Below are 26114 nucleotides of genomic sequence, written 5' to 3' on the forward strand. Positions count from 1 at the left end.
CAATCGGCGAGCGGGAAATTCGTTGGTTGATGCTAGGCAAACCTTATTCATTATTGCCTTACCTAACTCGTCGGCTAAGTTGTGCCCATGGCCGACATGGTGGTCCTGATCGGGCTTCAGGCGTCCGGGAAGACGACGTTCTTCCGGCGGCTGTTCGCGGGCACACACGTCCACGTCAGCAAGGACACCTTCCCCAACGCCCGCCGACCGCAGGCGCGGCAACTGAGGATGCTGACCGAGGCACTCGGCGACGGCCGCTCGGTGGTGGTGGACAACACCAACCCTTCGCCGGAGGAGTGGGTGCCGTTGATCGAGGTGGCGAGGCGGCACGGCGCGAAAGTCGTCGGGTACTGGTTCCCGCCCGACCTCGCCGGGTCGCGACGGCGCAACGCGCTCAGGGCCGGCAAAACCCGGGTGCCGGACGTCGGTCTGTATGCGACGCTCAAGCGCCTGCGGCCACCTGGTGCCGAGGACGGGTTCGACGAGCTGTACACCGTCGGTTTCGACGGCGAGGGCGGTTTCGTCGTGGAGCGGAGGTGACTGTGGAGGCCGTCGGCTTCGAGGCGCGGCAGCGGGAACGGGAGTGGTTCCACGGTCTGACCGTGCCGCCGGGTTCGTGGACGGTGCTCCGCGTCGACGGCCGCGGCTTCTCCAAGTTCACCGAAGCGCGTTTCGAGAAGCCGTTCGATCCGCGGTTCGGCGCGGTCATGATCGAGACGGCTCAGGCGTTGATGGCGGAATTCGCCGCGCCTTACGTCTATACCGAGAGCGACGAGATCTCGATCTTGCTCGACCCCGTCGCCGACCTGTTCGGCCGCGGCGTCGAGAAGCTCGTGTCGATCTCCGCCGGGGTCGCGTCGGCGGCGTTCACGCACGCGGCCGGAGTGCCCGCCCACTTCGACGGGCGGATCTGGCTCGGCACGACGCCGGACGACGTCGTCGACTACTTCTCGTGGCGCCAGTCGGACGCGACGCAGTGTGCGCTCAACGGCTGGTGTTATTGGACCCTGCGCAAGGCCGGGAAATCCGCGCGGGAAGCGGGTGACGTCCTGGAGGGCGCGGGCATTCCGGAGAAGAACGAGCTGCTTTACGCGCACGGCGTCAACTTCACCGAACTGCCCGCGTGGCAGCGGCGCGGCGTCGGGCTGTACTGGGAGACCTACGAGCGCACGGGATTCGATCCGGTGCGCGAAAGGGAGGTCGCCGCGGCCCGCCGCCGCGTTCGCGTCGAGCGCGAGTTGCCGATGAAGGACGAGTACCGCGCCTTCCTCGGCGAACTGCTTCAGCCGATGGGTTCGGGCAACCGTCGCACCCGGTAGGCGAGATCGATCGTCTCGCCGGTCGCCGGGTCGCCCAGTTCCACGCGCCACGAGTCGGCGAACTGGTCGACGCCGGGCACCATCGGGATCGTTCCGGAGATCAGCACGGTGCCCGGGGCGTGCAGGTCGCGGTCGCGCAGGACGTCCAGCCAGTACGACGGCGGCAGCAGTTCCGCGAGTTTTCCTCGCTGGATCAGGGTTTCCCCGGCCCAGGCGGAAAGCGTGAGGTCGTCGAGCCGGTCCTGGACGTCGACAAGGCGCCACGCCTTGGCGGCGAGGACGTCGGGGCCCGCGTTCTTGCTCCACGCGACGCCGTGCGCTTCGAGCGCGCGGTCGGTGTGGTCGCAGGCCGCGGTGAGGAGGACGTCCTCGGGCGCGGGACCGGTGATGACGATGGCCCATTCGGCCTCACCGGAGGTCCGCTCGTGCTGCACCGGGACCTCTTCGGCCTGGCTCGCCAGGTACGGCGCGACCGGGTAGAGCGCCGGGATCACCGAGGGCGCGGGGACGCCGAGTTCGGCCAGTTCGGCCACGTGGGCGGCGACGTCCTCCTGGCTGCGACCGGCGTATCCGGCGTTCAGCAGCGTGTGGACCTCGGTCCGCCGCTCCTGGCCGTCGGGAAGGGTGAAACGCAGCTCAGGCATCTGTCCTCCGAGATTGGGGGTTGCGCATACGCCTTGTATACAAGGAGTATATCCGCAATTCAACCCCTCCCGGCGGGGTTGAGGACCTCGAACGGACGGGATGTGGACATGACTTCACCAGCCGGTGACCGGCGCTCGCTGCACAAGGCCTTCGCGGCCAGCCTCTCGGGAACAGCGCTCGAGTGGTACGACTTCGCGGCCTACTCGGTGGCGGCCGCGACGATCTTCGGGCACCTCTTCTTTCCCTCGGAAGACCAGCTCGCGAGCACGATGGCGGCGTTCTCCACCTACGCCGTCGGCTACCTCGCCCGGCCGCTCGGCGGGTTCCTCTTCGGTCGCCTCGGCGACGTCTTGGGCCGCAAGCGCATCCTGGTCATGACGCTCGTGCTCACCGGTGTCGCGACGTTCCTCATCGGTGTCCTGCCCACGTACGAGACCATCGGCGGCTTCGCGGCCGTTCTGCTCGTCGCGCTCCGGTTCGTGCAGGGTGTCGGCATCGGCGGCGAGTGGGGTGGCGCCGTCCTGCTGTCGAGTGAATTCGGGGATCCGGCCAAACGCGGGTTCTGGGCGTCGGCCGCGCAGATCGGCCCACCCGCCGGCAACCTGCTCGCGAACGGCGTGCTGGCCGTCCTCGCCGCGCTGCTCACCGAGGACCAGTTCAACAGCTGGGGCTGGCGGATCGCGTTCCTCCTGTCGGGCGCGCTGGTCGGTTTCGGCCTGTGAATCCGGCTCAAGCTGGAGGAAACGCCGGTCTTCAAGCAGCTCCAGGAGCGCGGTGAGCGTTCGTCGGCGCCGATCTCCGAGGTCTTCCGCACCGAACGCCGCGCGCTGGTCGCGGCCGTGCTGATCCGCGTCTGCCCGGACGTGCTGTACGCGCTGTTCACCGTCTTCGTCCTCACCTACGTCACCACGCACACCGGCCTCTCGCGCGGTGCCGGGCTGGCCGCGGTGATGATCGGCTCGGCGTTCCAGCTGGTGCTGATGCCGTTGTTCGGCGCGCTGTCGGACCGGATCTCGCGGCGCAAGATGTACCTGTTCGCGACCATCGCGGCCGGGATCTGGCCGTTCGTGTTCTTCCCCATGGTCAGCGGCGGCTCGTTCGTCATGCTGGTGACCGGGATCGTGCTCGCGCTGGTCATCCACGCCGCGCTCTACGGTCCGCAGGCCGCGCTCGTCACCGAGCAGTTCTCGCCGCGTCTGCGCTACACCGGCAGCTCGCTGGCCTACACGCTCGCCGGTGTCATCGGCGGGGCGCCCGCGCCGCTGCTGCTGACGGCGCTGCTCGCCGGCTACGGGACCTGGCTCGCGATCGGTGTCTACCTGCTCGCGACGGCAGTCGTCAGCATCATCGGCGTCGTGCTCGCCCGTGACCCGGACCGTGACGAGGTCCTGGAGCCGGAGCCCGCGCGATGACCTGGACGCCGATGTCCACAGTGGAGGGTCTGCCGCTGATCGGCGGGCAGGGCCGGTTCCGGACGCTCGCGCGGGCGGAAGGTGGCCTGGCGTACGAGATTCGCTACCCGGCGGGCGTCGCTTCCCCAGTCCACAGCCACGATCACGACAGCATCGTGTATCTGCTGTCGGGTTCGCTGCGGGGGACGCTCGACGGGCGGGAGGTCGCGCTCGAAGCGGGCGGGACGATCGTTCACCCGCGCGGTGTCCCGCACAGCGTCGAGGCCGTTGCGGACAGTCAGTGGGTCGAGTTCAAGACGCCACCGCCTTCGCGCCCGCCGATCGGCGGGTAAAAGAAACCGGGGCGGACACTGATATCCAGCGTCCGCCCCGTCGGGAGGAAAGTCTTACGCGTCCAGCTCGGCCAGCGCCAGCTTCGCCTTCTCCAGCTCGGCTTCGAGCTGGGCGACCTTCGCGGCCTGCAGCTCGCGGGCGGCGTTGATGACCTCGTCGATCGGGCCCGACAGGTCGGCGTGCAGTTCCTTGGCGGCGCGGGACACGGCCGCGGCCGGGATCTCCAGGCCCTTCGCGACCCACTTGGCGCCGTTCTTGAGCTCGGCCTGCCACTCGCCGTCGGCGGTGCCGGTGACCGTGAGGGTCAGCTCGACGGTGCGGGTCTTCTTCGCCGTCGTGGCGACCTTCGGGCGGCCACGCTTGGGCTTGGGGGACTCCGCCACCTGCTCGTCGGAAGCCGGGGCCTCGTCGGACTTCGGGGCGTCGGTCGTTTCGGGAGTCTCGGCCTTGGACTCGGCCGGGGTCTCGGTGGCCTCCGCCTGCGGCGTCGAGTCGACGTGCGCTTCGGTAGCCGCTTCTTCGGACGCGGCGTCAGTGCGCGTCAAGGCATCCACGGTCATCGTCGGTGTCGTCTCCTTGCCCGGGTATGGGGTGGTACCCGGCACATCCTAGAACAGGCGTTCGAGTGAGGCGCGCTGGGGTGTGCTAAGGCGCCCCGGCTGAGATGAAGGGGCCTTTCATCGCAAAATTTGCGATGAAAGGCCCCTTCATTGCGCGTGCGGGGGTTACTCCTCGGTCTTGCCCGACTTCAGACCCGAAGAGATCAGGTCCATCACCGACGAGTCGGCCAGCGTGGTGACGTCACCGACCTGGCGGTTCTCGGCGACGTCGCGCAGCAGGCGGCGCATGATCTTGCCGGACCGCGTCTTCGGCAGCTCCTGCACGACCAGGATCTGCCGCGGCTTCGCGATCGGCCCGATCTCCTTGGCGACGTGGTCGCGCAGTTCCTGCACGGCCTCCTCCCCGCCGTCCACGGCGTTGCCGCGCAGGATGACGAACGCGACGATGCCCTGTCCGGTGGTGGGGTCGGTCGCGCCGACGACGGCGGCCTCGGCGACCGTCGGGTGCGAGACCAGCGCGGACTCGACCTCGGTGGTCGAGATGCGGTGCCCGGACACGTTCATCACGTCGTCGACGCGGCCCAGCAGCCAGATGTCGCCGTCGGCGTCGTACTTCGCGCCGTCACCGGCGAAGTAGTAGCCCTGGTCGGCGAAGCGCGACCAGTACGTCTCGCGGAAGCGCTCCTCGTCGCCCCAGATGCCGCGCAGCATCCCCGGCCACGGCTTGTCGAGCACCAGGTAGCCGCCGCCACCCTTGCCGACCTCGACGCCCTGGTCGTCGACGACCTTCGCCGAGATGCCCGGCAGCGCCTTCTGCGCCGAACCCGGCTTCGTGGCGGTGACGCCCGGCAGCGGCGAGATCATGATCGCGCCGGTCTCGGTCTGCCACCAGGTGTCGACGATCGGCGCGGAGTTCGCGCCGACGTTCTCGCGGTACCAGATCCAGGCTTCGGGGTTGATCGGCTCGCCGACGCTGCCGAGCACGCGCAGCGAGGACAGGTCGTACTTCTGCGGGATCTCGTTGCCCCACTTCATGAACGTGCGGATCAGCGTGGGCGCCGTGTAGTAGATGGAGACCTTGTGCTGCTGCACGATCTCCCAGTGGCGGCCCTCGTGCGGGGTGTTCGGCGTGCCTTCGTAGACGACCTGCGTCGTCCGGTTCGCCAGCGGCCCGTACACGATGTAGGTGTGCCCGGTGATCCAGCCGATGTCGGCGGTGCACCAGTAGACGTCCTCGCCCGCCTTGTGGTCGAAGACGTTGTGGTGCGTGTACGCCGCCTGGGTCAGGTAGCCGCCGGAGGTGTGCAGGATGCCCTTCGGCTTCCCGGTGGTGCCGGAGGTGTAGAGGATGAAGAGCGGGTGCTCGGAGTCGAACGCCTGCGGCGCGTGCTCCGCGGACTGGCCGTCGACCAGTTCGTGCCACCAGAGGTCGCGGCCTTCGGTGATGGGCACCTCGTCGCCGGTGCGGCGGACGACGATGACCTTCTCGACCGATTCGGCGCCTTCGAGCGCTTCGTCGACGTTCACCTTCATCGGGGCGGCCTTGCCACGGCGGTACTGGCCGTCGGTGGTGATGACGATCTTCGCCGCCTGGTCGTCCACACGGGAACGCAGTGCTGTCGGGGAAAAACCACCGAAGACGACACTGTGCACAGCGCCGATGCGGGCGCACGCGAGCATCGCGAAGATCGCTTCGGGGACCATCGGCATCTGGATGGCGACCCTGTCGCCCGAAGTGATCCCGAGGGACTCGAAAGCGTTCGCGGCCTTGGAAACCTCGTCCTTCAGCTGCGCGTAGGTGATGTCGCGGTTGTCACCGGGCTCGCCGACCCAGTGGATCGCGACCTGCTCACCGTGACCGTCCGCGACGTGGCGGTCGACGCAGTTGTAGGCCACGTTCAGCTTGCCGCCCACGAACCACTTCGCGAACGGCGCATTGGTCCAGTCCAGTACCTGTGACCACTTCGTGTCCCAGTGGAGGCGCTCCGCCTGCTTGGCCCAGAACGCTTCCCGGTCGGCGTCGGCTTCGGCGTAGAAGTCGGCGGTGGCATTCGCTTGCGCGCTGAAGGTCTCACTCGGCGGGAAGGTCCTGCTCTCCGTGAGCAAATTGTCCAGTGCCGGCGACTGCTCGGTCATGGTGCGATGCCTCCTGTGATTCGCGTGTCTTCACGCCCGTTGGCACGCTATCGACGTTACGACGCGAAGTAAAAGGTTGCATCGTGGTTGCGCGCGGCATTCACACGCTGGAGGACAAAGCGGTACGGACCGCCGGCCATTCTGGTCCGGTGAGGGAGTAGACGACGGTGTCGCGGACGGTTCCGTCGGGCCGGACGCGGTGCGCGCGCAGGATGCCTTCCCGTTGGGCGCCGAGACGTTCGATCGCGCGTTGCGACTTCAGGTTGCGGATGTCGGTCTCCCACGCGACGCGGTTGGCGCCGAGGTCGTCGAAAGCGTGGCGCAGCAACAGGAGTTTCGACTCGCGGTTGAATCCGGTGCGCTGCCAGGCGGAACCGATCCAGGTGTGGCCGATGGACAGGATCCGGTGACGCGCGTCGATCGCGTAGAACGACGTCGTACCCGCGACCTCGCCGGTGCGCGCGTCGATCTGCGCCCAGGCGCGGCGGTCCGGGTCGGCGAGGATGTCCTCGACCATCGCTTCGGCCGCGGCTGGATCCTCCGGGCGCCGGAGACTGAGCCAGGTCCAGATCGCCGGGTCTGCCCCGGCTTCGAACAGGCCCTTCGCGTGGTCGCGGGTGAGCGGTTCGAGGCGGACGCGTTCGCCGGCCAGGGTCGCGTGGTCATTCCAGTCGTTCACGATCGCGACGGTACGACTGGACAATGGCCTTACTGGATATCCAGTTTGGAAGCATTTGAGAAGGCCACTAGGGCGTTGCCTATGCTCGCGGGAACGATCGAGAAGGCGAGGCGGCATGGCCGAGGAGCGGGAAGAGCTCACCTGGGAGTTGTTCGGGTCGGCCAGCAGGGAGCTGGCGCGGGCCGTGGCCGACGACGGCTTCGAACCGGACCTGATCCTGTCGATCGCGCGCGGCGGGCTGTTCGTCGCCGGCGCGCTCGGCTACGCGCTGGACGTCAAGAACCTGCACGTGATGAACGTCGAGTTCTACACCGGTGTCGATCAGCGTCTCGACCTGCCGGTGATGCTGCCGCCGGTGCCGAACGTCGTCGACCTGACGAAGAAGAAGGTGCTCGTCGCCGACGACGTCGCGGACACCGGGGCGACCCTCAAACTGGTCCGTGACTTCTGCGCCGACCACGTCGCCGAGGTGCGCTGCGCGGTCGTCTACGAGAAGCCGCGCTCCGAGGTCAAATGCGAGTACGTCTGGAAGCACACGGATCTGTGGATCAACTTCCCGTGGTCGGTGCAGGCGCCCGTGGTGCGGCGCGCCGGACAGGTGCTGGACGCATGACGGATCCTTTGAAGCCGCTGCTGGACCTCGAAGGGGTCGCGGCGGCCTCGAAAACGGCGCAGGACGCGGTGTTCGCCGTCCACCGGCTGCCCGCCAACCTTCGCGGCGGCGCGGCGACGGCCTCCGAAGCCTCCGTGCGGGCGGCGCGGGCATCGGCCGGTATCGAAGGCGCCGCGCCCGAACTCCCGGAATCCGGCGAGGTGACCGATCCGGTGCTGGCCGGCGCGTTGCGGGTCGCGGAAGCGTTGGAGGGCTTGCTCCCGGCCTGGCGGCGCGCGCCGTTGCAGGCGTTGGCGCGGCTGCACGTACTCGCCGCGTCGGACCTGGTGCCGGACCTCGACGCGCTGGGACGACCGCGCTCGTCCGCCGATGTCGGGCCGCGGCTGGAGATGCTGGCGCAACTGGTGACCGGTGCGACGTCGGTCCCCGGGCCGGTGCTGACCGCGGTCGTGCACGGGGAACTGTTGGCACTGCGGCCTTTCGGCTCCGCGGACGGGGTCGTCGCGCGGGCGGCGGCCCGGCTTTCGGCGGTGGCGACGGGGCTGGACCCGAAGGCGCTGACCGTTCCCGAGGTCGCGTACTTCCGGCGCGTCCCGAAGTACCTCGAAGCCGCTTCGGCCTTCGCTGAGGGAACTCCGGAGGGCGTCCGGGCGTGGCTGCTCTTCTCGTGCGAAGCCTTCGAAGCCGGTGCTCGCGAGGCGAAGTCGATCTCCGACGCCGCCGGCTGACTCCGCATTTCGTCCTCTGAACGCGGTACTTGCGTGGGCAACTACCGCATTCAGAGGACGAAATGCAGGGGTGTGAAGAGCACACACGAGATCGTGAGCAGGTGTAGTGCGTAGCCACATGGCTTAAGTGCTTCCGGCGACCTAACGTCGTCGGGCATGAGTGGTGCGTATCACAGCGATCTGGCCGGTAAGTCCGCGCTGGTCACGGGGGCGGCGAGCGGTATCGGCCTGGCCTGCGCCGAGGCACTCGCCGGAGCCGGCGCCAAGGTCCATCTCGTCGACATCGACGACGCCGTCGAGAAGGCCGCGGCCGACGTCAACGGCATCGCGCACGTCATCGACCTCACCGACGCACAGGCCATCGAGACCCTCCCGGCCGAGATCGACATCCTCGTCAACAACGCCGGTTTCCAGCACATCGCGCCCATCCACGAGTTCCCGCCGGAGACGTTCGCCCGGATCCAGGCGCTCATGGTCACCGCGCCGTTCCTGCTCCTCCGCCGGGTGCTGCCGCGGATGTACGAACGCGGCTGGGGGCGCGTCGTCAACATGTCGAGCGTCCACGGTCTCCGCGCGAGCGCGTTCAAATCCGCGTACGTCACCGCGAAGCACGCTCTCGAAGGCCTTTCCAAGGTCACCGCGCTCGAAGGCGCGGAACACGGCGTGACCAGCAACTGCGTCAGCCCCGGTTACGTCCGGACACCGCTGGTCACCGGACAGCTCCAGGCGCAGGCCGAAGAACACGGTCTCGAACGCGACGCCGTCATCGAACAGGTCCTGCTGCGCCGTTCGGCGATCAAGCGGCTGATCGAACCCGCCGATGTCGCCGCGTGCGTGCTCTGGCTGTCCGGCGACCACGCCGCCCATGTCACCGGTACCTCCATTCCCCTCGACGGCGGCTGGACCGCCGCGTGAACCCCCAAGAAAGGACGCCTTCGGTGACCACGCAGAACCGCGGCTCGATCGCGAAGGTCGTCAGCGCCAGCCTGATCGGCACGACGATCGAGTGGTACGACTTCTTCCTCTACACCTCCGCCGCGGCGCTGGTGTTCGGCAAATTGTTCTTTCCCGGCAACGATCCGCTGACCGGCACGTTGCTCGCGTTCCTCACCTACGCCGTCGGCTTCCTTGCCAGGCCCGTCGGCGGGCTCGTGTTCGGCCACTTCGGTGACCGGGTCGGCCGCAAAAAGCTGCTGGTGCTGAGCCTGCTGCTGATGGGCGGTTCCACCTGCGCGATGGGTGTCCTCCCGACGTACGCCGCCGTCGGTGTCCTGGCGCCGATCCTGCTGACGCTGTTGCGGTTGGTGCAGGGTTTCGCGCTCGGCGGCGAATGGGGCGGCGCGGTGCTGATCGTCTCCGAACACGGTGACGACGAACGCCGCGGGTTCTGGGCGTCGTGGCCGCAGTGTGGTGCCCCGGGCGGAAACCTGCTCGCGACGGCGGTCCTCGCGGTGCTCGCCGCGACGCAGTCGGACGAGGCTTTCCTCAGCTGGGGCTGGCGGCTCCCGTTCCTGCTGTCCGGTGTCCTCGTGGTGATCGGGCTGTGGATCCGGCTCGCGGTCAGCGAATCGCCGGTGTTCCTCGCCGCGCAGAAGAACCACAAGACCACTCAAGCCCCCGTCGTCGAGGTGTTCCGGAAGAGCTGGCGGGCGGTGCTGATCACGATCGGCTCGCGGATGGCGGAGAACGTTTCGTACTACGTGATCACCGCGTTCATCCTGGTTTACGTCACCACGGGACTGAGCCTGCCGAAATCGGCGGGGCTCAACGCGGTACTCATCGGTTCGGCCGTGCATTTCGTGACCATTCCCTTGTGGGGCATTCTTTCCGACCGGATCGGACGGCGCCCGGTCTATCTGTTCGGCGCGATCGGCATGGCGGTGTGGAGTTTCGTGTTCTTCGCGATGCTCGACACGAAGAATTCCGGCGTAATCATTCTCGCGGCGACCGTCGGGCTGGTCCTGCACGGCGCGATGTACGGGCCGCAGGCCGCGTTCTTCTCCGAACAGTTCCCGACGCGGGTCCGCTACACCGGCCTCTCGGTCGGTGGGCAGCTGTCGTCGATCGCGGCGGGTGCGGTGGCGCCGCTCGTCGCGGTCGCGTTGTTCAGGGAGTTCGGCAGCACGATCCCGGTCTCGCTCTACGTCGTCGCGATGTGCGTGCTGACCGTCATCGCGCTGCTGGCCGCTCGTGAGACCAAGGGCGAGTCCCTGCACTCCGAAGTTCTTCCGGAGCGCGGTCACGTGCCAGCATGAGCTCTGTGGACGGATCCGCACAGTTGCGCCGGCTGCTCGAACTGCTCGCCTCCGGCGCGGGCAGCGAGCAGCTGGCGCACGTCCCGGTCGATCCGAAGGCCACCGAGCTGGCGTTGCGGATCCGGGACACCGTCGCCGAGCATCGGCGGCGCGAGGCGGAGCTGGCCGCGCTGTTCGACACGGCGAGCGACCTCGCGCGGCTGGACGATCCGGACGCCGTCCTGCGGTCGATCGTGCGGCGCGCGCGGGCGTTGCTCGCCGTGGATGTCTCGTATCTCAGCCTCAACGACGAGACCGAGGGCAACACCTACGTCCGCGTGACCGACGGGTCGGTTTCCGCGCTGTTCCAGGACATCGTGCTGGGGATGGGCGAGGGGCTCGGCGGACTGGTCGCGCAGACCGCGCGGCCGTACGCGACGGCGGATTACTTCAACGACAAGCGATTCCATCACACGTCGTCGATCGACACCGGCGTGCGCGACGAGGGCCTGACGGCGATCCTCGGGGTGCCGCTGGCGATCGGGAGCAAGGTCATCGGCGTCCTGTTCGCCTCGGACCGGACCACGCGGGAGTTCAGCCCGGAAGAGGTCGCGCTGCTGTCGTCACTGGCCGACCACGCGGCGATCACGCTGGACAACGCGCATCTGCTCGACGAGACGCGCCGCGCGGTCGCCGAGCTGAACGCCGCCAACGCGACGATCAGCGCGCACAACGACGCGATGCGCCGCGCCGAGGACGCGCACGACCGGCTGATGGATCTCGTGCTGCGCGGCGGTGACCTGGCCGAGGTCGCCGCCGCGGTCGCGGACGTGCTCGGCGGGGCCATCGCCGTCTACGACACCGACGGCGCCGTCCTGGCCCGGACCGGTGGGGATTCGACCCTCTCGCGAGCCGCCGTCTCGGCGTCCAGGGCGAGCGGACGCGCGGTGTCCACTGAGGACGGTTGGCTGTGCGCGGTCCAAGCGGGGCAAGAGTTCCTCGGCAGCCTGGTACTGGGCGGTGGACCGTCGCTCGGCGAGGCGGATCGACGGCTGTTCGAGCGGGCGGGCGTGGTCACCGCGGTCCTGCTCATGCAGCGGCGTTCCGTGGCTCGAGCCGAAGACGAGGTTCGCGGGGAATTGCTGTCGGACCTGCTCACCGCGCCCGGCCGCAATCCCGCGGCGTTGCTGGCGCGAGGACGTCGACTCGGGGTCGATTTGTCGGCACCACACGCGGTGCTGATCGCGCATTCCGACGACGTCTCCCGTCGGCGGCTGGCCATGGCCGCCGCCCGGCACGCCGACCTGGTCGGTGTCCACGCCGACGAGGTCGTCCTGCTGGTCCGTGGCGCGGATCCCGGTGCGCTGGCCCGATCGGTCGCCACCGAACTCACGTCCACGATGGACTGCGTGGTGACGGTGGGCGCGGCGGGCCCGGCCGACTCACCCCGCGCGCTGGCCGAGGCACACGCCGAAGCCGCGCGGTGTGTCGCGTCGCTGTTGGCCCTGGGGAGGGCCGGGGAGGGCGCGAGCATGGCCGACCTCGGCTTCGTCGGGCTGCTCCTGGGTGAACACGCCGATCTCGGCGCGTACGTGACGGCCACGATCGGCCCGGTGCTCGACTACGACGAACGCCGTGGCACGGATCTGATCGGCACCCTCCGGGCGTATTTCGCCTGCGGCGGCAACCTGACGCGCGCCAAAGACCTGCTCCACGTGCACGTCAACACCGTCGTGCAGCGGCTGGACCGCATCGCGTCGCTGCTGGGGGAGGAGTGGCAGGCGCCTGAGCGCGCGCTGGAACTCCAGCTCGCGCTCAGGCTGCACCGCCTCACCGATGACCGAAACGGATGACCTCGTCGAAGTCACGGTGCGATCAGCCTAGGGCGCAGGTGGTCGCGAGGTCACCGCTCGCGCGCGGGATCGTCGCCGAGGCGGGCGGCGCAACGCCGTCGAGCCAGCCTTCGAGTGCGGTGAACGCCGTCCGGAAACACGGACCGATGGGGCGCAGCCTGTCCGGGTACGCGTCGTACAGGCCGTCGACGTGGTTCCCGTCCACGATCCGGAAGTAGCGCTGCAGGCCCGCCCGGCCCTGCTCGGCGATCATCCGCTGGTAGACGTCGGAGTCGCGGGTGATCGGCAGGAGGGTGTCGAGGGTGCCGTGCAGGGTGATCAGCGGCTTGCCGATCCGGCCGGTGAGCGAGATCCGTTCGACCGCGCGGTGGACCGACGGCGGGCGAGCGTCGTAGTCGTAATCGGTGCCGGTGAACGCCGGATCGAATTCGGCCTGATAGATGCGCTGCGTCAGTCCCCAGTAGACGTCGTTGTGGTACTGCCACAAGAACTCCGAGCCTGGTGCGAAGCCGGCGTCGAGGATCTTTCGGTGCGCTGCCTCGGAACCGGCGGCGTAGGCGGGGTAGGCCTTGATGGCGGGCGGGAGGAAGGTGAACAGGTTCGGGCCGTCCTCGTGCCAGAGCGTGCCCTCCCAATCGATGCCGCCGTCGTAGAGCCACGGCCGGTTCTCGAGTTGCCAGCGGACGAGGTAACCGCCGTTCGACATCCCGGCCGCGAGGGTGCGGCTCGGCAGGCGTCCGTAACGATGGGCCACGGCCGCTTTCGCGGCGATGGTCAGCTGCGTGACCCGCGAGTTCCACTCCGCGAGCGCGTCACCCGGGCGGCGTCCGTCGGTGTGAAAATCGGCGCCGGTGTTGCCCTTGTCGGTCGCGGCGAACGCGTAGCCCGCGGCGAGGACCTGGTCGCCGATCGCGCGGTCGTTCGCGTACTGCCGACGCACACCGGGGGAACCGGAGACCACGAGGCCGCCGTTCCAGCGGTCGGGCAGGCGCAGCACGAACTGTGCGTCGTGGTTCCACCCGTGTGCCGTGTTGGCCGTGGACGTGTCCGGGAAATAGCCGTCGATCTGGATACCGGGAACACCCTTGGGCGCAGGAAATCCGGCCGACGTCAGGCCTGCCCAATCGGCTGGGACGGTGTGCCCGGTGGCCAGGGTTCCGGTGGTGGTCAGATCGTCCAAACAGGACAGGTGCTGCTTCACGGCCCCGGGAACGCGCACGTTCGCGCATCCGCTCGCCGCCGCTTCGGCGGGAGTGATCAGGGCCAGCATCATCGCGAGGACCAGAATGAGCCGCATCGGCCGACGGTAAGCAGGTCTCTTCCGGATCGGTACCCGGGGTGACCACACAAAACGGGTCGCCGCTGTGGTGGTCCGCCACGTGGAAAATCCGAGGGCGGCGGTTTGGCCTCGGATGATGCGAAAACTCCTCATCGGCGCGGTGGTTTCGACATTGGCCCTACTATTCCCGGCTCCGGCGCAGGCGGCGACGATCCGCCCCGTGACCGGGTTCGGGAGCAATCCCGGTGCGTTGCGGATGTTCGAATACGTCCCCGACGGGCTGCCGTCCGGACGTCCGGTGGTCGTCGTGCTGCACGGCTGCACCCAGGACGCCGCCGGATACGCGCGTGGCTCCGGCTGGATCGGACTCGCGGACCGCTTGCGGTTCGAGCTCGTTCTGCCGGAACAGGTTTCGGCGAACAACTTCAACAAGTGCTTCAACTGGTTCCAGTCAGGGGACATCAAGCGCGGCTCCGGGGAAGCGGAATCGATCGCGCAGATGGCGCGCTCCGCGGCCGGAAGCCGGACCTACGTGACCGGACTGTCGGCGGGCGGGGCGATGACCTCGGTGCTGCTCGCGGCGTATCCGGAACTGTTCGCGGGCGGCGGTGTCGTGGCGGGTTTGCCGTACGGCTGCGCGACTTCGATGATCGACGCGTACCCGTGCATGAATCCCGGCAAGGATCTGACGCCGAAGCAGTGGGGCGACAAGGTGCGTGCCGCGGGCACGGGGTCGCGTTCGCCGGTCAGTGTCTGGCACGGGACCGCGGACTACACGGTCGCCCCGATGAACATGCGCGAGCTTTCCGAGCAGTGGAGCGACGTCGGGGCCGCCGTCGACACGCACGCGATCAACGGGATGGGCCACGGTCAGCCGATCGCGCCCGGGTCCGGATGCGGTCAGGCCGGGCCGTACCTGCTCGACGTCGGCGTGTGCGCGGCGGGAGAACTCGCGGCGAAGTGGCGGCTAGGCGAGGACGGCGTCCAGTAGACCTGGGAACCGCTCGTGGATGTCCTCGGTCCGTAGTTCGACCCAGCGGGTCCGGCCTTCGACGAACGTCGTCGTCAGGCCGGCCTCGCGCAGGACCTTCCAGTGGTGGGAGAGCGTCGGCGCGCTGATCTCGACGTCGTACTCGGTGACGGCGCAGCTTCGCGGCGAAGGATTGCTTCGCAGGGCACGGATCAGCTCCAGGCGAACCGGATCCGCGAGCGCCTGGAGCACCGCCACGATCTGGATCTCCTCGGTCGCCGGTTGCGGCAGCGTGCTGCTCACTTCACTCCAACTGTTTGACAGCCATCGAATGATCCGGCCACTATACCTCTCATGACGATTCGACGATCATCAAATGATCGGCTCGCTCTGGGGGCTCTTCTGATACTCGCCGTCGGTACCTTCACCGTCGGCACGGATGGGTTCGTCATGAACGGGCTGCTGCCTGCCATTGCCGCCGACCTGCGTGTTTCCGAAGCCGTCGCGGGCCAGCTGACCACCGTCTTCGCGGTGACCTACGCGGTCTCGTCGCCGCTCATCGCGGCGTTCACCGGACGGCTGGACCGGCGCTGGGTGCTCGGGGCCGGGATGGTGCTGTTCACGATCGGCATGGCCGGTCAGGCGCTCGGCGACACGTTCGCCGTGGTCGCCGTCGCTCGCGTGCTGGCCGCACTGGGGGCCGCCGCGTTCCAATCCAACGCTTACGTTCTCGCCGGTGCGCTGGCGTCGGACGAACGCCGGGGCCGCGCGCTGGCCACGGTCTCCAACGGGATGAGCGTTTCGATGGTGCTCGGCGTGCCGATCGGGGTGCTGGCCGGCAACTGGTTCGGCTGGCGCGCGGTGATGTGGGGGATCGGCGCGGTGGCGCTGATCGTGATGCTGCTCGTGCCGCTTCTGCCGGGAGTCCGGATGCCGACGGTGTCGTTGCGCGACAGGCTCGCCGTCGTCGGGCGGCCGCCGATCGTGCGCGTGCTCGGCGTGAGCGTTCTCGGCACCGCCGCGGGCTTCGCGGCCTTCGTGTACCTGCCGGTGCTGGTCGCGCCGGTGGCGGCGGGCGCGATGATCTCGTGGCTGCTCGTCGGTTTCGGGATCGGGCAGATCGTGGGCAACGCCTTCGCCGGCCGGGCCACCGACTCGCTCGGTTCCGCACGAGTCCGCTCGATTTCGCTCATCGGCACGGCGGTGACGTTCGCGCTGCTGGACGTCGCCGTGCTGAGCCTGCCCGGCTCGCTGGTCCTGGCGCTGGCTTCGGGGGTGTTCGGCGGAATGCTGATGGTGCCGCAGCAGCACCGGTTGTTCTCGCTGGCGCCTGACGCGCCGACGGTCGCCTTGGGACTCAACGGTTCCGCCATCTACGGCGGCGGTGCCCTCGGTGCCGCGCTGGGCGGGGTCGTCCTGTCGTCGGCGGGCGTGTGGTGGATTGGTCCCGTGGCCGCCTTCGTCGCTCTGCTCGCCTTCGCGCTTTCGCTGCCTTCGCGCACGCGGGTGGCCCAGCCCGCCTGATCAAAAGTGATAGCAAGGGACCTTTGCTATCGTTAGCGTAGGTACGCTAAGTAAGTGACAGCAACGGTCCCTTGCTCTCTTTCCGCAGGTCAGGGGCCTACTTCACGGAAAGCCGGGCCGACCAACGCTCCTCGATACGCGCGAAGCGCCATACGAGGAGCGCGAAGAGCCACGTAAGCACGAACAGTGCTACGACCGCGTAGCCGACGTAATCAAGACTCAGCGCCCCGATCGCCGCGAGCGGTCCGGTCGTGATGCCGAAGCGTTCGGCGATGATCGAGATGATCTCGATCGTTCCGATCAGCAGCGCTACCGCGACAGAAAGCGCCGTCACCGTGAGGTTGTAGTAGATCTTCCGCACCGGCTTCGCGAAGGCCCAGCCGTACGCGTAGTTCATGAAGCAACCATCGGCGGTGTCGAACAGCGTCATTCCCGCGGCGAATAGGATCGGCAGCACCAGGATCGCGTACCAGGGCAGGGAAAACGCGGCCGCGCCGCCGGCGAGCACCAGCAGGCTGATCTCGGTCGCGGTGTCGAAGCCGAGGCCGAACAGCACGCCGATGGGATAGATGTGCCAGGGCTTGCGCACGGCTTTCGTCGCGCCACGGAGCAATCGGTTCATGAAGCCGCGGTTGTCGAGCTGCCGTTCCAGCGCCGCTTCGTCGAACTCGCCCCGCCGCATCCGCCGGAACACCTTCACGATGCCGACCAGCACCACCAGGTTCATGATCCCGATGACGTACAGGAACGCCGCCGAAACGGACGTCCCGATCAGCCCGGTCGCCTTGTGCAACGCCGACGAGTCGTCCTCGACCGCGCCGGCGAGCGCGCGGACGCCGAGCGGCAGCAGCAGGCACAGGAGGAAGACGATCGTGGAATGGCCCAGGGAGAACCAAAAACCCACCGAAAGCGGCCGCTGACCCTCGGCCATCAGTTTGCGGGTGGTGTTGTCGATGGCGGCGATGTGGTCCGCGTCGAACGCGTGCCGCGTCCCGAGCACGAAAGCGGTCACGCCGAGGCCGATCCCGAAAGCGCCCGTGGCGCCGAGCTCATAGTTGCGCGGCGCCACGAAAAGCGTCAGGACCCCCCAGCCCACGACGTTGAGCAGCAGGATGAATCCGGCCATTCCGGCCACGGACGCCCGTTCGCGTCGCGTGAGCGCGAGGCGTCGGGATGAACGGGTTCGTCCGCCGGTGCTCATGACCACCCGACCTCTCAGTCGCAATACCTGAGAGCCTAAGCAGATGAGCAGATGATGGGCAATCGGTGGTTCAGCTCGCGCGCACCCGCAGGGAGTCGAGAGCCTTGCGTACGTGGCCATCGTTGGCCGCGAGCGCCTTCGCCGCGTTCGCGACGTCCTCGCCCGACAGCAGATGGACCAGCGCGACCTTCAGGTCGCCGTCGGCCTCGGTGAGCGCGTCGGAGCAGTCCGCCATGCTCATGCCGGTGGCTTCGCGCAGGATCCGGATGGTCCGTCCGCGCAGCTTCGCGTTGGTCGCGCGCATGCTGACCATCAGGTTCGAGTACGTCCGGCCGAGTTTGATCATCGTCGCGGTGGAGAACGCGGTGAGGATGATCTTCTGCGCCGTCCCCGCCTTCATCCGCGTCGACCCGGCGATCGCTTCCGGGCCGGTGTCCACCGCGATGAGGACATCGACGCCGGGTGGCAGCACCGCGGCCGGGTTGCCCGAAACCAGGGCGGTACGGGCGCCGCGACGGCTGGCCGCGGCCAGCGCGCCGAGCACGTAGGGCGTCCGGCCCGAAGCCGTCAGCCCGAGCACGAAGTCACCGGGCGCGACGTCCTCGGCCACTTCGGCGGCTCCGGCTTTCGTGTCGTCCTCGGCGTCTTCGACGGCTTGGCGCAGAGCGCGCGCGCCGCCCGCGTGATGCGCGATGAACCAGTCGGAGGGCACGTTGAACGTCGGCACGAGTTCCGCCGCGTCCAACGTCGCCAGCCTGCCGGAGGTACCTGCCCCGAAGTAGTGCACGCGGTGCCCCGACCGCAGCGCCTCCACGGCGAAGTCGACCGCCCGCGCCACCTGCGGCAGCACCGCCGCGACGGCTTCGGGTACCCGGCGGTCCTCGGCGTTGATCGCGCCGAGAATGCCCATGGTCGACATCAGGTCGATGTCGGTCGTCCGTGGATTACGCTGTTCGGTTGGCGAATCGACGTGCACCACCTGGCGTGGGACGGTCATCATGCGCCTCACTTTTTCGCTCATTTGCCGGTTTCCCGCGGTCGCCGCCTGCCGTCGGGCCGTACGCCCAGCCGGTGCGAGCCAACCGCGTCCCTGGTCGCGTCGAGAGCGTTGACCGACGCGTCCATGTGCCGCTGCGCGACACCGATGAACAGACAGTCGATGACGGTCAGCTGCGCGATGCGACTGGCGGTCGCACCGGAGCGGAACGTCGTCTCGCGCGCCGCAGTGGTCAGGATGTGGTCGGAGACCTCGGTGATCGGCGACCTGGGGAAGTTCGTCACGGCGACGGTGATCGCGCCGTGTTCGCGCGCCACCCGCAGGGCCTCGACGGTGTCCGTGGTCGCGCCCGTGTGCGAGATGCCGATCGCGACGTCTCCGGGGCTCAGCACGGCGGCCGAGGTCAGCATGATGTGGGTGTCGGACCAGGCGAAACTGACCCGGCCGATGCGGTGCAGCTTCTGCTGCAGATCGGCGGCCACGAACGCGCTCGCGCCCACGCCGTAGACGTCCACGCGGCCCGCGCCCGCCAAGACATCGATCACCCGCTGTAGCGACGGGATGTCGAGCTGGTCGGCGGTCTCCTCCACGGCGCGCGCGTCCGCGAAGCTGACCTTGCCGATGACCGCGGCCAGGTCGTCGTCCGGGCCGATCTCGCCGCCGAGGTTACGGCTCGACCTGGCCTCCGTGCGGGCGGTGTCGGCCGCCAAGGCGATCCTGAGCTGCGGGTATCCGCCGACGCCAACGGCCTTGCAGAACCGCGTGACGGTGGTTTCGCTGGTGTTGGCCGCGAGCGCGACCTCGGTGATGCTGCGCCGCGCGACCGTCGCAGGGTCTTCGAGGACCACCTTCGCGACGCGCTGTTCCGCCCTGGCGAGCCCAGGCAGCAGTGAGCGGATCCGGACAAGCGGGCTCGCGTCAGCGTCCCGTGTCGGCTGCGCCGGCACGGCCTCGGACGGTGCGGCCGCGATTACGGAATCGGTATCGCCCACCGTGGGAAAGTTACTAACCGTTGGCATCTGCGACAAGGCTACCCACACCCTTCAGGAAGATCGCAACCTATCCGTGTCTGCGGATTCGATTTGCGATTAATCGTTGACCAGAAAGTCGCTAACCAGGTCGAGGCCGTTAACGAGGTCGAGCTAACGACTTGGCAACTTAGTGTCGCGATGCAAGGGGCTGCGTCCCGGTCAACGGGGCAGGCGGACAGCGCAGCGGAGCGGCCCGGCTACCTAGCGCTCAACTGCCACCCTGACGCACTGAAAGCGGAGGGTTGTCGCTCACTGTCCAGCAGTGAATGGCCGCGTTCAGTGACTTTCACACCATCCAAAGAAATTCCGCGTCCCGTGTAACGAGCGTCGGTCGTGTAACGCCAGCGAAAGGCGATTTGTGAGCTTTGTGACACCTCGGCGGTGACCCGCCACCAAGCCCGATGGCCATGCCCGCCGAGGCCGGTTTGATCGCCGACGGGCGCACCCGCTCCGCTTGCACGCAGAGTAATCGTTTTCCAGGTGACTCCGTCGTCGGTACTTGTTTCCAAAAAGAGCGAATCAGCCGGCCCTTCCGTGTCCACGAAGGTGTCGAAGGAGACCTTCAGCGGCCCGCCACGGGTCCGCAGCGGTGGGGTCGTCAGCGTGGCCGTGGAGACGTCTCCCGCGCCGCTGAACCAGGCGTCCCGGCCGCGTACCGGGCGAACCGCCATCGCCTTCGCGAGCGAACTCGCCCACGTCTCCCTGGCGAGGTTGATCGATCCCCAGTTCCGCGTCGGGTGCACGCGGTTGGTGAGCAGGATCGCGAACGAACGTGACAGCGGATCGATCACCAGCGACGTTCCGGTGAATCCGGTGTGCCCGGCGGTCGAGGGCGCCGACAGCGCGCCCATGTACCAGGGCTGGTCGAGTTCGAAGCCGAGTCCGTGGGAGTTGTCGGGGAATTTGTGGTTGTAGTTCGTCAGCATCGCTCGCACGGTTTCCTCGCGCAGGATCCGCTGACCGCGGTACGCGCCGCCGTTCAGGATCGTCTGTGCCAGCACGGCCATGTCGCCGGCCGTGGAGAACACGCCGGCGTGCCCGGCGACCCCGCCCAGCGACCACGCGTTCTCGTCGTGGACCTCACCGCGTACGAGGCCCCGAGGCGGCTTCGCGGCGTACTCGGTCGCCGCGACCCTGGCGAGTTTCGACGCGGGCGGGTTGTACCCGGTGTCGGTGAGGCCCAGCGGAGCCGCGATGCGGTCCTGGACCACCTTGTCCAACGGCGCACCGGCCACCTTCTCGACCAGGAAACCGAGCGTCAGCAGGTTGAGGTCGGAATAGAGGTACGTGCTGCCCGGAGGGTTCTTCAGGGGACTGTCGAGGACGGCCTTCCGGCGTGACGGGATGTCCGGATAGCCCTCCCACAGCGACGGGAGCGGCGTCGCGGCGAACCCCGACACGTGGGTCAGCAGTTGCTGGACGGTGACGGCCTCCTTGCCGTTCACCCCGAACTCCGGCAGATACCGCACCACTGGTGCGGAGATGTCCAGTTTCCCGGTCTCGGCCAGTTGCATCACCGCGATGGAGGTGAACAGCTTCGAGATCGAGGCCATGTCGAAGATCGTGTCCGCGCGCATCGGGACCTGCTGCTCCGGCGGCAGCTCGGTGCCCTTCGCGTCGGCGTAGCGGACCGCGCCGCCGACGGCGCGGCGTTCGACGATGACGCCGTCGTGCGCCAGCAGGCCGACCGCGCCGGAGAAGTGCGGGTGCCCCGTCGCGTCCGGCTGGGTCCAGCTGTCGATGAACCGTTCGGCCGCCTTGATCGGTGCCGGGTCGAGCCCGACGTCCGCGGGCGCGCCGTCACGCAGGACGGTGGACGCGGGCGCGAAGCCCTCGCGCGGCTTGTCGAACCGGCCCGCCGCGCGGTCTCGCTGTTGTTCGCTCCCCGGAATCGCCTGTGCTCCCGCCGTCGACAACGTGGTCGCCGCGACCAGGACGGAAACAGCCGCGATCAGGATCTTCCTAACACGCAAGGTCGTTCCCCTCAGCGATAGATGAGATGGCGACGGCGTTTCCGGTCGAACTCGGCCAGTTCGGCCTGCCAGGACCCGACGATCTCGTCCACCCCGGCGCCCTTGTCGATCATCGTGCGCAGCCTGTCGGAGCCCGAGAGCTTGTCGAGGAAGTTGTCGGGCCGCCACTTGAACTTGTCCGGGTGCACCTGCTTCGCGGTGACGAACATGGTGACCGTGGTGTGGATCGCGTCGAACACCCGCGGGTCCGTGATGGTCACCTGCACGCCGCCGCACGGCTCGTTCACGAACTTGCCGAACGTCGGCACGAAGTAGGCCTCACGGAACTTCACGCCGGGAAGCCTTAGTTCGCCGAGCCTCTCGCGCCAGCGCCAATCGAGGCCGGGCGCGCCGATGATCTCGAACGGCCTGGTGGTGCCGCGGCCTTCGGAGAACACGGTGCCTTCGAACATCCCGGTGCCGGGATAGACGAGCGCGGTGTCCGGTGTCGGCATGTTCGGACTCGGCGGGACCCAGGTCAGCCCGGTGCGGTCGAAGAGCTGGTCACGCCGCCAGCCGCGCACCTCGACGATCTCGAGCCTGCCCGGCGTGACCCCTTCGGCAGGCAGGAACTCGGCGGCGAAGAACCGCGCGAGTTCACCGACGGTCATGCCGTGCTGCTGCACGATCGGCTTCCGGCCGACACCCGAGGCGTACGCCGGGTTCAGCATCGGCCCGGCGGCCTTGCCACCCAACGGGTTCGGCCGGTCCAGCACGACCACCGCGGCGCCGGCCTTGGCCGCCGCGACCATCGCCGTGTACAGCGACCAGATGTAGGTGTAGAACCGCGCGCCGACGTCGGCGATGTCGAAGACGACGGTGTCGACGCCCGCCTTCGTGAACATCCCGGCCAGCTTCGTCGCGTCGGCGCCGTACGCGTCGTATACGGGGACGCCGGTGCGGGGATCGGTGTAGTCGCCTTCGGACCCGCCCGCCTGCGCGCTGCCGCGGAAACCGTGCTCGGGGCCGAACGCGGCGAGCGGGCGGACTCCGGCGGCGACCATCGAATCGACGATGTGGTCGCCGCTCGCGAGGACACCCGTCGGGTTCGACAGCACGCCGAGTTTGCGGCCCGCCAGCGGTGCCCAGCCCTTGGCCGCGAGGACGTCCGCCCCGGTGCGGGTGAGCGAGGGACCTTTGCTCTCGCCGTGCCCTTCGGCCTGGGGTTGGGCCTGCGCGACCGACGACGCGGCCGTCAGCGCCGGGACGGCCAGCGCCCCGGTGACGAGGAAGTGGCGGCGGTTGAGGCTCACCACGTCAGCCCATGGCCGAAGGGGTACTTCACCGTGCCCACGTCCTTGCCGGCGGGGACGTCCACCGGCAGCTTGCCCTGCGGCTTCACCTTCCCGAGGATCACCTTCGCCAGCGCTTCGAGCGAAGGCGAGATGTAGCCGTACGTGGCGAGCCACGTCTTGATCGGGTTCTCGTAACCGGCGTCGTAGGGGATCTGGGCGGCGACCGCGACGACCGGCTTCCCGGTGTCGGCCAGTGCCTGCAACAGCTTGCCCTGCAACGGATACGTGCCGACGTTGTTGGTCAGCACGACGACGAGGTCGACGTTCTTGGCCGCCGCGACGGCCTGCGCGATCTGCGCGTCTGTCGGGGTCTGGCCGGTCTGCAGCGCCGTCGCCTGCGTGCCGTGCGCGGTGAGTTTCGCGGCCAGCGAGGTCGTCGTGCTCACACCCCAGCCGGTCACGAGCGTCTTCGCGGGCTGCTGCTTGAGCGGCAGGAGGCCACCGTCGTTGCGGATCGCGGTGATCGACCGGTCGGCGATGCCCTGCGCGGTGGCGAGGTTGGCCGGGACACCGACCTTCGACATCACCTTGGCCGGGTCGACGAACGGGGAGGTCAGGATCCCGCGGTTCAGCTTGAGCTTGAGGATGCGCAGCACGCTCTCGTCGATGCGGCGCTCGGTCAGCTCACCCTTGCGGACCGCGTCGAGCACCGAGTTGATCGCGAGGTCGAGGTTCACCGGCATCAGCAGCTGGTCGATGCCCGCCTTGAGCGCCAGCACCGGGATCTCCGCGTCGGTGTGCAGCTCGCGCACGGCGTCCATCGAGAGGGAGTCTGTGACGACGACGCCGCGGTAGCCGAGTTCCCCGCGCAGCTTGCCGGTGAGGATCGGCTTCGACAGCGTGGCGGGTTCGCCGGACGGGTCGAGGCTCGGGAACTGGATATGCGCGCTCATGATCGAGTCGATGCCCGCCGCGATGGCGGCTTTGAACGGCGGCACGTCGGTTTCGCGCCAGCTGGCCTCGCTCCGGTCGATCCGGGGCAGTTCGAGGTGACTGTCGGTGGCCGCGTCGCCGTGTCCGGGGAAGTGCTTCGCGGCCGCGGACACCGTTTCGGTGCGGCGGCCGGAGTCCTGGAAGCCCTTCACCTGTGCTCCGACGTACTGGCTCGCCAGATCCGGGCGGCCGGAGAAGGAGCGGACACCGATCACCGGGTTCGCCGGGTTGGAGTTCACGTCGGCGTCGGGGGCGAAGTCCTGGTTGATGCCGACGGCGCGGAGTTCGTGCCCGAGGATCCGGGCGGCCTGCTGCGCGGCAGCGGTGTCGCGGCCGGCCGAGATCGCCATCGCGTTCGGCAGTTCGGTGGCGGGGGCCCCCATCCGGGTGACCGTGCCGCCCTCCTGGTCGGTCGCGATCTGCAGCGGGATGCGGGCGCCGCTGCGGATGGCCGCCCGCTGGAGGCCGTTCGACAGCTTGGCGACCTGTACCGGGTCGTCGAAGTTGTCGCGGCTGTCGTTGTTGAAGTAGATGACGCCGCCGAGGTGGTACTTCTCGATCACCTGCGCCGGGGTGTCCACTCCGAAGTCGGCCTTGTTCTTGGCGTTGACCTCGTCGGCGGACTTCCCGTTCACCCACGTGACGAACAGCTGTCCGACCTTCTGCTCCAGAGTCAGCCCGCGCAGCGTCCGTTGCGCCTCCACGTCCGCGGTCACCGGCTGCGCGGTCGCCGGAACGCCCGTGGCGGCGAGGGTGAGCAGACCCGCGAGGGGCACGGCGAGCGCATGGATCCTCCGATGACGGGCGTGCGTGGTTCGGGTCGTCACCTCAAGCCTCCCAGATTCGTGCCTGACTCTCAGGCGGAAAGAAGTCCACCTGGAAGCACTGATATCCGGAAGCTACCCACGAGCACTTTGCTTGTCCATCGGCCACCCCCGCGACAGGTCCGTTCATACCCAAAGGGACGCGAAGGGGCCTGTCACGCTTGAAAAGGACGAGTCACCGGGGTGTGACCGGACCGGTCACGCCGGAAAAGACGGGCAAAACACTGGCGGCGCCCGTCGGCCGAAGCCGGCGGGCGCCGCCAGTCAGTGCGGACAACTCGGGCGACCAAGCGTGCAACTCTGGTCGTACCTTCATGGACTCGGCGTCCGGCGTCCCGGTACGCAGTCCCTAGACGACGAGCCTCCCGCGGCGCGCTGCGCGTGGGTACCCGGTGTCCGCACACGGAGATTCGCCGGGGTGGAACAGGCTTCTCTTCTACCTGTTCCCTGGCCGAACGAACGTCCGCACCTACTTTCTACGCCGTGAGCCGGGTCACTTCAAGTGCGCAGACGGGTGCACCGGTACAGAGGCTCGATCTAGTGACACGGGCACCCTCCGCGACAGACAATTCCCGGCCCTGACTGCGAAAACCGGTTCGGTACCGCCGTGTGGGTATGCGGTCAGCGGGTGCGCTTGCGCCGGTTGTAGCCGTACCAGGTGGCGCCGGCGGCGACGGCGCCGAGCGCGACCAGACCCGCCGACTTGGCCGGGATCCGGGTCCGCAGCGACATCGGGCGCTCGAACGCGAGGATCTCCCAGCCCTGTTCGGTCGCGTGCTTGCGCAGGACGCGATCGGGATTGACCGCGTGCGGCCTCCCGACGACCTCGAGGAGCGGGATGTCCGTGCTCGAGTCCGTGTACGCGTGGCACTGCGTGAGGTCGTAGCCGTAGGTCGCAGCGAGTTGCTTCGCGGCGACGGCCTTGTTCTCGCCGTAGCAATAGAAATCGACTTCGCCGGAGTAACGGCCGTCCACGATCTGCATCCGCGTGGCCACGCTGCGCGTCGCCCCCAGCATTTCGGCGACCGGGGCGACGACCTCTTCGCCGGTCGCCGACAGCACCACGACGTCGTGACCGTCCGCGAGGTGCGCGGAGATCAGTTCGGCGGCCTCCACGTAGATGAGTGGGTCGACGACGTCGTGCAGCGTTTCGCGGACGATCGCGGACACCTGGGCGACGTCCCATCCGGTGCACAGCGCGGAAACCTCGGCTCGCATCCGTTCCGTTTTCGCCGCGTCCGCGCCCGCGAGCGAGAAGACGAGTTGGGCGTACGCGCTGCGAAGCGCGGCTCGGCGGTTGATCAGGCCTTCGCGCAAAAGCGGCTTGCTGAAGGCCAGAGCGCTCGAGGACGCGATGATCGTCTTGTCGAGATCGAAGAACGCCGCGACCGGGCTCGGTGTCGTGCTGGGTTGGGCCACTCGCCAAGGATAGGAGAGCCGGACGGCGGCTCGCCGGTTGGTCGACCACGATCGGGCCGCGGCGGTGGAAAATTCACGACCGGACACCGGATCCGGCGCGTCGTGCCGTTATCGAAT

23 protein-coding genes and 1 pseudogene are annotated in these 26114 nt (G+C 68.5%); 11 read left to right on the plus strand and 13 right to left on the minus strand.

Annotated elements, in window-relative coordinates:
• Window positions 1–87: 87 nt before the first annotated feature.
• Both AVL48_RS21805 and AVL48_RS21810 read left to right on the plus strand, forming a co-directional pair.
• Window positions 88–540 (plus strand): ATP-binding protein, encoded by a 453-nt coding sequence (locus AVL48_RS21805; RefSeq protein ID WP_061985665.1) that lies wholly within the window; start codon window positions 88–90, stop codon window positions 538–540.
• Window positions 537–1319 carry a tRNA(His) guanylyltransferase Thg1 family protein gene (locus AVL48_RS21810; RefSeq protein ID WP_244162384.1) on the plus strand — a complete coding sequence of 261 codons (783 nt, stop codon included), beginning with the start codon at window positions 537–539 and terminating at the stop codon, window positions 1317–1319. The genes AVL48_RS21805 and AVL48_RS21810 overlap by 4 nt, the downstream gene beginning before the upstream one ends.
• Here AVL48_RS21810 and AVL48_RS21815 read toward each other — a convergent pair.
• Entirely contained in the window at window positions 1283–1963 is a 681-nt protein-coding gene (locus AVL48_RS21815; RefSeq protein WP_061985661.1) for a DUF2848 domain-containing protein, read from the minus strand. The two genes, AVL48_RS21810 and AVL48_RS21815, sit on opposite strands and share 37 nt — an antisense overlap.
• Window positions 1964–2071: 108 nt before the next feature.
• Here AVL48_RS21815 and AVL48_RS21820 point away from each other — a divergent pair.
• Both AVL48_RS21820 and AVL48_RS21825 read left to right on the plus strand, forming a co-directional pair.
• Window positions 2072–3376 (plus strand): annotated as a pseudogene (locus AVL48_RS21820) (MFS transporter).
• A complete protein-coding gene (locus AVL48_RS21825; RefSeq protein ID WP_061985659.1) occupies window positions 3373–3708 on the plus strand; it encodes a cupin domain-containing protein in 336 nt (111 codons plus the stop codon). The pseudogene AVL48_RS21820 and the gene AVL48_RS21825 overlap by 4 nt, the downstream one beginning before the upstream one ends.
• 54 nt (window positions 3709–3762) lie before the next feature.
• On the opposite strand, the gene AVL48_RS21830 is transcribed toward AVL48_RS21825, so the two are convergent.
• From AVL48_RS21830 to AVL48_RS21840, 3 genes are all read right to left on the minus strand, one after another.
• A complete protein-coding gene (locus AVL48_RS21830) occupies window positions 3763–4269 on the minus strand; it encodes a DUF6319 family protein (protein WP_061985657.1) in 507 nt (168 codons plus the stop codon).
• A 165-nt stretch (window positions 4270–4434) separates the two neighbouring features.
• Window positions 4435–6405 (minus strand): acetate--CoA ligase, encoded by a 1971-nt coding sequence (gene acs, locus AVL48_RS21835; protein WP_061985655.1) that lies wholly within the window; start codon window positions 6403–6405, stop codon window positions 4435–4437.
• Window positions 6406–6505: 100 nt separating this feature from the next.
• Entirely contained in the window at window positions 6506–7084 is a 579-nt protein-coding gene (locus AVL48_RS21840; protein WP_061985799.1) for a GNAT family N-acetyltransferase, read from the minus strand.
• Between the two features lie 115 nt (window positions 7085–7199).
• Here AVL48_RS21840 and AVL48_RS21845 point away from each other — a divergent pair, with 115 nt between their 5' ends.
• The 5 genes from AVL48_RS21845 to AVL48_RS21865 all read left to right on the plus strand — a co-directional run bounded on the left by AVL48_RS21845 (window position 7200) and on the right by AVL48_RS21865 (window position 12512).
• Entirely contained in the window at window positions 7200–7697 is a 498-nt protein-coding gene (locus AVL48_RS21845) for a phosphoribosyltransferase (protein WP_061985653.1), read from the plus strand.
• Complete coding sequence (locus AVL48_RS21850; protein ID WP_061985651.1) at window positions 7694–8425, plus strand: Fic family protein; 732 nt, start codon at window positions 7694–7696, stop codon at window positions 8423–8425. The genes AVL48_RS21845 and AVL48_RS21850 overlap by 4 nt, the downstream gene beginning before the upstream one ends.
• Window positions 8426–8581: 156 nt before the next feature.
• Window positions 8582–9340: a 3-hydroxybutyrate dehydrogenase gene (locus AVL48_RS21855; protein ID WP_061985648.1), complete on the plus strand. Its 759-nt coding sequence runs from the start codon at window positions 8582–8584 to the stop codon at window positions 9338–9340.
• 23 nt (window positions 9341–9363) lie between these two features.
• Window positions 9364–10680 (plus strand): MFS transporter, encoded by a 1317-nt coding sequence (locus AVL48_RS21860; RefSeq protein WP_061985646.1) that lies wholly within the window; start codon window positions 9364–9366, stop codon window positions 10678–10680.
• A complete protein-coding gene (locus AVL48_RS21865) occupies window positions 10677–12512 on the plus strand; it encodes a helix-turn-helix domain-containing protein (RefSeq protein ID WP_061985644.1) in 1836 nt (611 codons plus the stop codon). Before AVL48_RS21860 ends, AVL48_RS21865 begins: the two co-directional genes overlap by 4 nt.
• A gap of 22 nt (window positions 12513–12534) precedes the next feature.
• On the opposite strand, the gene AVL48_RS21870 is transcribed toward AVL48_RS21865, so the two are convergent.
• Entirely contained in the window at window positions 12535–13809 is a 1275-nt protein-coding gene (locus tag AVL48_RS21870; protein WP_177242363.1) for a 3-hydroxybutyrate oligomer hydrolase family protein, read from the minus strand.
• A gap of 115 nt (window positions 13810–13924) precedes the next feature.
• On the opposite strand from AVL48_RS21870, the gene AVL48_RS21875 reads away from it, so the two are divergent.
• Window positions 13925–14782, plus strand: coding sequence for an extracellular catalytic domain type 1 short-chain-length polyhydroxyalkanoate depolymerase (locus AVL48_RS21875; RefSeq protein ID WP_082857722.1), 858 nt, complete (start codon window positions 13925–13927; stop codon window positions 14780–14782).
• Here the strand turns inward: AVL48_RS21875 and AVL48_RS21880 are convergent.
• The gene (locus AVL48_RS21880) at window positions 14759–15064 is read right to left on the minus strand and encodes an ArsR/SmtB family transcription factor (RefSeq protein WP_061985642.1); all 306 of its coding nucleotides are present in this window, start codon (window positions 15062–15064) and stop codon (window positions 14759–14761) included. The genes AVL48_RS21875 and AVL48_RS21880 overlap by 24 nt on opposite strands.
• A 51-nt stretch (window positions 15065–15115) precedes the next feature.
• On the opposite strand from AVL48_RS21880, the gene AVL48_RS21885 reads away from it, so the two are divergent.
• On the plus strand, window positions 15116–16285 hold the full coding sequence (locus AVL48_RS21885) for an MFS transporter (protein WP_061985640.1): 1170 nt from the start codon (window positions 15116–15118) through the stop codon (window positions 16283–16285).
• A gap of 97 nt (window positions 16286–16382) precedes the next feature.
• Here the strand turns inward: AVL48_RS21885 and nicT are convergent, their stop codons facing one another.
• The 7 genes from nicT to AVL48_RS21920 form a co-directional block, all read right to left on the minus strand.
• Window positions 16383–17486 carry a Nickel transporter NicT gene (gene nicT / locus AVL48_RS21890; protein ID WP_061985638.1) on the minus strand — a complete coding sequence of 368 codons (1104 nt, stop codon included), beginning with the start codon at window positions 17484–17486 and terminating at the stop codon, window positions 16383–16385.
• Window positions 17487–17556: 70 nt separating this feature from the next.
• The gene (locus AVL48_RS21895; RefSeq protein WP_061985636.1) at window positions 17557–18486 is read right to left on the minus strand and encodes an N-acetylmuramic acid 6-phosphate etherase; all 930 of its coding nucleotides are present in this window, start codon (window positions 18484–18486) and stop codon (window positions 17557–17559) included.
• Between the two features lie 17 nt (window positions 18487–18503).
• Window positions 18504–19502 carry a MurR/RpiR family transcriptional regulator gene (locus AVL48_RS21900; RefSeq protein WP_425266091.1) on the minus strand — a complete coding sequence of 333 codons (999 nt, stop codon included), beginning with the start codon at window positions 19500–19502 and terminating at the stop codon, window positions 18504–18506.
• Window positions 19503–19711: 209 nt separating this feature from the next.
• Window positions 19712–21487, minus strand: coding sequence for a serine hydrolase domain-containing protein (locus tag AVL48_RS21905; RefSeq protein WP_143104958.1), 1776 nt, complete (start codon window positions 21485–21487; stop codon window positions 19712–19714).
• Window positions 21488–21498: 11 nt separating this feature from the next.
• A complete protein-coding gene (locus AVL48_RS21910; RefSeq protein ID WP_061985789.1) occupies window positions 21499–22779 on the minus strand; it encodes an exo-beta-N-acetylmuramidase NamZ family protein in 1281 nt (426 codons plus the stop codon).
• The gene (locus AVL48_RS21915) at window positions 22776–24581 is read right to left on the minus strand and encodes a glycoside hydrolase family 3 protein (protein ID WP_063816565.1); all 1806 of its coding nucleotides are present in this window, start codon (window positions 24579–24581) and stop codon (window positions 22776–22778) included. Before AVL48_RS21915 ends, AVL48_RS21910 begins: the two co-directional genes overlap by 4 nt.
• 618 nt (window positions 24582–25199) lie before the next feature.
• Complete coding sequence (locus tag AVL48_RS21920) at window positions 25200–25997, minus strand: HAD family hydrolase (RefSeq protein WP_061985788.1); 798 nt, start codon at window positions 25995–25997, stop codon at window positions 25200–25202.
• Window positions 25998–26114 lie beyond the last annotated feature (117 nt).

Source organism: Amycolatopsis regifaucium, from assembly GCF_001613935.1.
GTDB classification, from domain to species: Bacteria; Actinomycetota; Actinomycetes; order Mycobacteriales; family Pseudonocardiaceae; genus Amycolatopsis; species Amycolatopsis regifaucium.